Below are 1,126 nucleotides of genomic sequence, written 5' to 3'. Positions count from 1 at the left end.
AAACTAAACGTACCTTTGAACCCAAAAGGAAAGAAACTTAGAGCTCCAGGTCAACCAGGTCATTATATAGACCAGGATGAACTAGAAATAGATGAAGATGAATACAAAGAGAAAGTACATGAAATGCAAAAGTTGATTGGTCTAGCTTCATATGTTGGATATAAATTTAGATTTGACTTACTATACTACATCAACACACTTGCTCAACATATACTATTCCCCTCTAGGCAAGTTTTAGACATGACATATGAGTTAATACAATTCATGTGGGACACTAGAGATAAACAATTAATATGGCACAAAAACAAACCTACCAAGCCAGATAATAAACTAGTCGCAATAAGCGATGCTTCATATGGTAACCAACCATATTACAAGTCACAAATTGGTAACATTTTCCTACTCAACGGAAAAGTGATTGGAGGAAAGTCGACAAAGGCTTCGTTAACATGCACTTCAACTACAGAAGCAGAAATACACGCAGTCAGTGAAGCTATACCGCTATTGAATAACCTCAGTCACCTTGTGCAAGAACTTAACAAGAAACCAATTATTAAAGGCTTACTTACTGATAGTAGATCAACGATCAGTATAATTAAGTCTACAAATGAAGAGAAATTTAGAAACAGATTTTTTGGCACAAAGGCAATGAGACTTAGAGATGAAGTATCAGGTAATAATTTATACGTATACTACATCGAGACCAAGAAGAACATTGCTGATGTGATGACAAAACCTCTTCCGATAAAAACATTTAAACTATTAACTAACAAATGGATTCATTAGATCTATTACATTATGGGTGGTATGTTGGAATAAAAATCAACTATCATCTACTAACTAGTATTTACGTTACTAGTATATTATCATATACGGTGTTAGAAGATGACGCAAATGATGAGAAATAGTCATCTAAATTAGTGGAAGCTGAAACGCAAGGATTGATAATGTAATAGGATCAATGAATATTAACATATAAAACGATGATAATAATATTTATAGAATTGTGTAGAATTGCAGATTCCCTTTTATGGATTCCTAAATCCTCGAGGAGAACTTCTAGTATATCTACATACCTAATATTATAGCCTTAATCACAATGGAATCCCAACAATTACATCAAAAT

General features: G+C 32.9%; 1 protein-coding gene. It reads left to right on the top strand.

The annotated features are described in order from the left end of the window. The coding region (locus D8S75_RS18020) for a Ty1/Copia family ribonuclease HI (protein ID WP_198673239.1) at positions 1-786 on the top strand (786 nt) is incomplete at its 5' end. Between the last annotated feature and the right edge of the window lie 340 nt (positions 787-1,126).

This window comes from Simplicispira lacusdiani (assembly GCF_003604195.1).
Taxonomy (GTDB): domain Bacteria; phylum Pseudomonadota; class Gammaproteobacteria; order Burkholderiales; family Burkholderiaceae_C; genus Simplicispira; species Simplicispira lacusdiani.
The sequence above is the reverse complement of the archived record's forward strand: the minus strand, read 5'-3'. Positions and strand labels throughout refer to the sequence as shown.